The 7,043-nt window shown below is 71.0% G+C and carries 3 protein-coding genes and 1 pseudogene; all 4 read left to right on the plus strand.

Translation table 11 applies throughout. The features are described 5' to 3' along the window. Positions 1 to 1,666, plus strand: a 1,666-nt coding sequence (locus ABWK99_RS11685) for an FAD-dependent oxidoreductase (RefSeq protein ID WP_372594878.1), incomplete at its 5' end; no start/stop codon positions are given. 99 nt (positions 1,667 to 1,765) lie between these two features. Then, positions 1,766 to 3,322 (plus strand): sensor histidine kinase, encoded by a 1,557-nt coding sequence (locus tag ABWK99_RS11690; protein ID WP_372594879.1) that lies wholly within the window; start codon positions 1,766 to 1,768, stop codon positions 3,320 to 3,322. Then, positions 3,319 to 3,975 carry a response regulator gene (locus ABWK99_RS11695; RefSeq protein WP_372594880.1) on the plus strand — a complete coding sequence of 219 codons (657 nt, stop codon included), beginning with the start codon at positions 3,319 to 3,321 and terminating at the stop codon, positions 3,973 to 3,975. Before ABWK99_RS11690 ends, ABWK99_RS11695 begins: the two co-directional genes overlap by 4 nt. A 279-nt stretch (positions 3,976 to 4,254) precedes the next feature. Next, a pseudogene (locus tag ABWK99_RS11700) lies at positions 4,255 to 7,043 on the plus strand (hypothetical protein); the annotation flags it as partial.

A 7,043-nucleotide genomic window follows, 5' to 3' on the forward strand; every position in this document is an offset into this window, starting at 1 on the left:
CTTCGAGTCGATGGACGACCTCACGAGCCTCCTGCTGATGCTCGGCATCGACGACCAGGTGGTGCCCTTCCCGATGAGCAGCGGCGGGGCCAACCGGCTGTACTTCCGCGGCCACGCCTTCACCAACGCCGAGGCCGCGGCGGACTCCTTCGCGATCTGGAGCGAGCTGTACGACCTCTCCCCCGCGGAGCGCGGGATCGACCCCCGGTCGATCGTCGACACCGTCTTCGAGCGCATCCTGGCCGCGAACCCGCAGGTCACCCCCCGACCCCACCCGCGACCACCGGAGTTCTGGCAGTCGTTCCGGCTCGACTGCGCGTGGGCGGGCGTCCCTCTCAACGAATGGACGCTCTGGGGCCTGCTCGACGCGATGGGCTACTCCCAGGAGTGCATCACCCTGCTGTCCCGCCTGCTCGGCTTCAACGGCACCGTCCTGTCCGAGATGAACGCAGGCGAGGCCTTCCAGCTGCTCGGCGGCTTCACCGCGGAGCCGCGGTTCGCGACGCTGGAGAACGGCTTCAGCACCCTGCCCGACGCACTCGCCCGCGAGCTCGGCGACGAGCACCTGCATCTCGGGACGACCGTCGACCGGATCGAGGCCCGCGAGGGCGGCGGCTACACGGCGACCTGCACGACCCGCCACGGGGAGAGCGTCGTGACAACCGAGATCGGCGCGCCCCTCGTCGTGCTCGCGCTGCCCCGCCTCGCCCTCGAACAGCTCTACGGCGCCTCGGAGGTGATGCAGCGCTCCGACGAGCGGGACGCACACCGGCTGTGGAACGCGCTGCAGGCCACGACCAACCAGGCACTGCTCAAGATCAACCTGTACTACCCCACCGCATGGTGGGGCGAGCGGGCGGACGGCGGTCCGCCGATGAGCTTCGGGCCGAACCTGTCCGATCTCCCCCTGGGCACCGTCTACCCGTTCTACGCGATCGACCCGGCGCTGTTCGCCGCCGCGGAGTACGAGGCATGGCTGCGCCACTCGGGCCACCGGCCGTCGCCGGAGGTCCGCGGGCGGCTCGAGGCGATCGCCGCCGCCAAGTACGCGAGACCCGCGGCACTCACCATCTACTGCGACCACCTCAACATCAGCTTCTGGCGAGCGCTCCAGCAGGGCGGTGGTGACCTGTTCGACTCACCGATGCAAAGGGCAGTGGCCGACCGCGGGCCGCAGACGATCCACCCGGCGACCGAGGCCGTCGTCGAGGCAGCCGGCCGCCTGCTCGCCCGGCTCTTCGACACCGACGAGGTCCCGCGCCCGCTCCTGACCAGCGCCCGGATCTGGAGCGGGACGACGCGGGTCGACGCCGGCGCCGGGGAGCAGATCGGCTACGGGGTCCATCAGTGGGGGCTCCACGCGGACGACCGAGCCGTCATCGAGCACCTTGTCGAGCCGCTTCCCGGGCTGTTCACCTGCGGTGAGGCCTACTCGGACTACCAGGGGTGGGTCGAGGGTGCGCTGCGATCGGCCGACACGGTGCTGGCCCGCGGGTTCGGCCTGCACCCGATCAGCACGGTCTACCGCGAGGAGCACCACCGCAGCCCCTTCGAGGCGATCACGGCGCGCCACGCCGCTCGCGCAGGGGTGCTGATCCGCACGCACGTCGACCCGACCTTCGAGACCACTGCACTGACCAGCACGGACCGCACCGGGAGGCCTTGACAGCGACATCGCCGCTGCCCACGCTGGGGTCGACCGCGACAGCGACGTCGCGGGCCGCTGCGTCTCATCAGTCCGTCGACTGGACGATCGGGGAGGAGCATGGCCGCGGTCGTCGATCGGCTCGGCCCAGCCGTGGCGCGGGACCTGCGACACTCGGCCACCTCGCCGCACCGTCGCGTGGTCCGGCTGGTCGTCGCGGCGTGCATCCTCCTGAGCCTTCCGGTCGTCCTGCACAAGGTCCACGGTCACGCGATCATGCCGGCCCTGGACCTGGTGCTCGACACGACCGCGACGGTGGTGCTCGTCACGCTCACGACGCTCGCCTGGGCCCGATTCCGCGAGCGGCAGGTGATCGCCGCCGCCTTTCATGCCGGGGCCTTCGCGGCACTCGCGAGCGCCTACGGTGTCGCCGTCGTCGTGAGCCTCGTGCGGGCGCCGGGCGTCGGCGACCGTGTGGCTCTCGACAGCGCCCAGTCCTTCGTCTTCGCGCTCGCCCGGCTCGCCGCAGCGTCGCTCTTCGTCCTCGCCGGTGTCCTGACCCGGCGCTCCCTCGCGTCCTGGAAACCGCCGTGGATCCTGGCCGCGCCGCCCCTCGTCGTGCTGCTCACCGCTGCCGTCGGCAGCGTGTTCGACCCGCCCGATGTCCCGATCCTCTTCACGTTCCCCGACCAGACCGGACTTCCGCACACGACGCCGTTCGGGATGGCACTGCATGTGGTCACGGCAGTCCTGTTCTTCGTCGGCGTCTCGGTGAGCCGACGCCTGTGGCACTCGGAGGGCGCACTGATCGACTCCTGGATCGCCATCGGACTCGTGTTCGCCGGCTTCGCCGAGCTGCACGCCGCGATCTACCCGAGTGCCCATCCCGGCCAGGTCTCGCTCGGGGACATGCTCGACCTGATGTGCTCCCTGTGCCTGCTCGCGGGCCTGTCGAGCGCCTTCCGTGCCAGCCAGCGGGGACTGCGTGCCGCGAACGCCGAGCTCGCCACGCTGCGGGACAGCGAGGTCGAGCGTGCCGCGATCGAGGAGCGCTCGAGACTGGCGCGGGAGCTGCATGACGGGCTCGCGCAGGACCTGTGGCTCGCCAAGCTGAGAGCCGGTGAGGTGGCGAGCACGGAGGGCCTGTCGAGCGAGGCGCGGCGGGCCGCCGCCGACGCGCTCGCCGCCATCGACGTCGGGCTCACCCACGCGCGCGACGCTGTCGCTGCCCTGCGCAGCCTCCCGAGCTCGGAGTCCGGTTTCCACGACCTGCTCCGGCGTGCCGTCGAGGAGCACGCCGGCCGGTTCGGCCTGCGCGTGGAGTTCACCTACGACGGCGACCCCTCGGCGACCATCGCCCCGAAGACCCAGGTCGAGGTCCTCCGTATCGTCCAGGAGGCGCTGGCCAACGTCACTCGGCACGCCGAGGCCACCGTGGCAGGGGTGAGCCTCGTGCTGGGGGACGGCCGGATCCGCCTTCGCGTCGCCGACAACGGGCGCGGCTTCGTGGTGGCCGCGGCCGGCGGTGCCGGATACGGGTTGTCGTCCATGAGGGAGCGAGCCGCTCTTGTCGGCGGCACGCTCAGGGTCGACTCCACACCCGCGAGGGGCACGTTGATCACCCTCACGGCGCCCTTCACCCGGGCGACGGCGCGGGTCGCGGTGGACCGGTCATGACGACCTCGCCGCGGGTGATCCGCGTGATGGTCGTCGACGACCACCCCCTCGTCCGGTCGGCCGTCACGCGCGCGATCACCGCCGAGGACATGGTCGTCGTGGCCGAGGCCGCGACGGCCGAGGAGGCACTCGTCCTCGCACCGCGAGTCGCACCTGACGTCCTCCTGCTCGACATCGCGATGCCGGGCATGTCGGGACTGGAGCTCGTCCGGGAGCTGGCGCCCCGCCTCCCCGCCGCAAAGATCCTCATGCTCACCGTGTCGTCCACCGATCGTGACGTGGCGGAGGCGATGCGCTTCGGTGCGAGCGGGTACCTGACGAAGGACCTCTCCCCGGAGGCACTCGTCCGTGCGGTGCGTGCCACCCAGAACGGCGAGCTGGTCATCCCCCGACGACTCGCGGCGCGCCTCCTCCTCAAGGCCCTACGGCAGGCCGTTCCCTCGTCTCCGGCGGGAGACGCACCGATGGACCGGCTCACCACCCGGGAGCGGGACGTCCTGCGCCTGATCAACGACGGGCTCAGCGACCGCGACATCGCCACGGCCCTCACGATCTCCCGGCGCACGGCCGAGTCGCATGTGAGCAGCATCCTCCGCAAGCTCGAGGTGCGGAACCGCACCGATGCCGCACGCCACTACCGGGACCAGAGCTGACCCGTGCCCGGCACGAGCTCCCCGAGGCGGCGTCAGGATCGGGGCCGAGGGAGCGTCGATCACCGGGTTTTGCACGCCGTACTCCGGTCATCACGGAGATCGAACATCCGTAGTCGCCCCCGTGGAAACCCGGATGGGCCGGTCACGGCGCAGGGCTAGTTTCGGCCTCGTGTCGCTGCGGACCGCCGTGGAGAACGCGTCGTCCGCAGCGCGATCGACGCTCACCCGCGGCCGACCGCCGTCCGTGAGTCGTCGCGGGGACGACCAGGGAGACCTCGGATGAAGCACAGAATGGCGGCCAGGGCCGCTGCCTTCGCACTCCTCGTTTCGGCCGCAACGCAAGGCGCTACCGTCGTCCGGACGTTCAGCCCGAGCGCCGCCGCCCTCCCGGCGAGTGCCGTCGACGAGTCGCAGGTCCCGCACTACTTCGGGCCGTACCCGAACTGGGCCAACAGCCCGCTGACCCGCCCGGACGTCACCGTCACCATCACGGGCACGGCCGTCTCCGACGTCACCGTCGGGAACCCGCTCGTCAGCCGCGCCTTCGCGACCGACTCCGCCACCACGGTGTTCGGCGTCGTGCACGATCCGGGTGCTGCCCTTCCTGCCGGCTCGCTGACGAGCTTCTCGACGTGGAATCAGCCCGGCTCGGCCGGGAACGTCTTCCACGCCTACGTGCTCCGTCCGACGGCCACCGCCGACGAGTACACGATCGCCTTCGACAGCGGCCCCCTCACCGTCCCCGCACCGACCGACCCGGCCGGCGAGGTCTCCCTCTTCCCGGTGGGCCCGTTCGACACGCAGCAGGGCGACCTGATCGGCTGGTACGGGCAGGGCATCCCCGTCGACGTCGACACCGGGACCGATGTCATCGCGTACCCGGGACCCGCCTCCGCACCGGCCGCGGCTGACACCGTGACCCTCGGCTCGGCGACCTTCCCGATCTACCCCCAGCCGCGCACCTACTCGATCTCCGCCACGGTGACACCTCCCGCCGCCGGACCAGGAAGCGGCGCGACCGCAGAGGCGACGGTGGGCGCCGACGGAGCCCTCACCGGACTCACCCTCACCGACCCTGGTTCCGGCTACTCGGCCGCGACCGTCGCGATCACCGGCGCCGGGAGCGGAGCCACCGCGACCGCGGACGTCCAGACCTCGGGCGCCGTGACCAGCGTCGCGATCGACGCGGGCGGCAACGGGTACACGGCACCCTCCGTGACCCTCAGCGGCGGCGGCGCGAGCACCGACGCGACCGCCCATGCGCTCGGGGGTGTCGACCAGGTGAGCATCACCACCTCAGGGACGGGCTACACGTTCCCGACCGTGGACTTCGACCTGCCGGACGACCCGAACGGGGTCCAGGCACAGGGCCACGCCACGTGCGCGGACCCGCACCCCGACTGCACCCTGACGGTCGCGACGGACGTCCTGACCGTGACCGGCGTGGTCGTGGACTTCGCCGGATCGGGCTACACCACCGCCCCGTCGGTCGTGGTCCGGGACGGCACGCAGTTCGAGCCGGTCAGCCACGGGACCAACCCGTTCACCGCCGCCGTCGCGACGTCGACCCTGACGATCCAGTCCGTCGTCCTCGACAGCTACGGCGTCGGCTACACCTCCTCCCCTGCCGTCGCCTTCGGCGACACGGGAGCCGGCTCCGGTGCCGCTGCGACGGCGTCGACCGACGTCGGCGCGGTCGTCGCGCTGCACCTGCAGACCCCCGGCTCCGGCTACATCACGCCTGGCGGGATCAAGAAGTTCCAGGACACGCTTCCGGGCCTCGGCGAGGCAGGAGCGAACAACCTCGGGCAGTACATCCCGGTCGCCGTGCCCGACACGACGACCTTCCCGGGAACCGACTACTACGTGATCGCTGTCGTCCAGCACCGCGAGCAGATGAGCTCGAGCCTCCCTGCCGAGGGCACGCTCCTGCGTGAGTACGTCCAGCTGTCGACCAGCACCGTTCCGGGCAAGCAGGTACCGCTGATGACGGCGCTCCTGGACGGCACCGAGGTGCCGACGATGATGCCGGACGGGGTCACCCAGGCCGTCGGCGTCGACGAACCGCACTACCTCGGCCCGACGATCGTCGCGCAGAAGGACCGCGCGGTCCGGATCGTCTTCTACAACCTGCTGCCCACGGGTGCAGACGGAGACCTGTTCCTCCCGACCGACTCGAGCATGATGGGCTCCGGCATGGGGCCGATGTCGATGATGGACCCGGTCGACGAGGGCGTCGTGACCGACGCGATCCGCAATCCTGAGTGCACGAACGACCCGAAGCCCGACGGCTGCTTCAAGGACGACCGGGCCACGCTGCACCTGCACGGCGGCATCACTCCGTGGATCAGCGACGGCACCCCGCACCAGTGGATCACGCCCGCCGACGAGACCACGCCGTGGCCGCAGGGAGTGAGCGTCGGGAACGTGCCCGACATGGCGCCCGTGGCCGGCGTGCCGGACTGCACCGCCACCGATGACGGCTGCCAGACCTTCTACTACACGAACCAGCAGTCGGCGCGGCTGATGTTCTACCACGACCACGCGTGGGGCATCACTCGCCTGAACGTGTACGCCGGCGAGGCCGCGGCGTACATCATCACCGACGACACCGAGCAGAAGCTGTTCGGGCCGTCGGGGACCTACGCGGACATGGGTGAGGGCATCCCGCTCGTCATCCAGGACCGCACCTTCGTCCCGAGCACCGAACAGCTCGCCGGGCAGGACCCGACCTGGGACGCGACCCGATGGGGCGGGATGGGCAACCTCTGGTACCACCACGTCTACATGCCAGCCCAGAACCCCGGCGACCCCTCCGGCATGAGCGCCTACGGCCGGTGGATGTACGGGCCGTGGTTCTGGCCGCCCGCCACCCCGCAGCACGGACCGATCGCCAACCCGTACTACGGGAAGGACCCGGCGACGAACTTCACGACGGACCTGGCCACACCCTGCCGGATCGACGACCCGTCGACATGGCAGTACCAGGTCACGCCCTTCTGCGAGCCCGAGCTGATCCCTGGCACGCCGAACATCAGTGTCGGGATGGAGCAGTTCAACGACACGCC

The organism is Actinotalea sp. (assembly GCF_041597215.1).
GTDB lineage: Bacteria > Actinomycetota > Actinomycetes > Actinomycetales > Cellulomonadaceae > Actinotalea.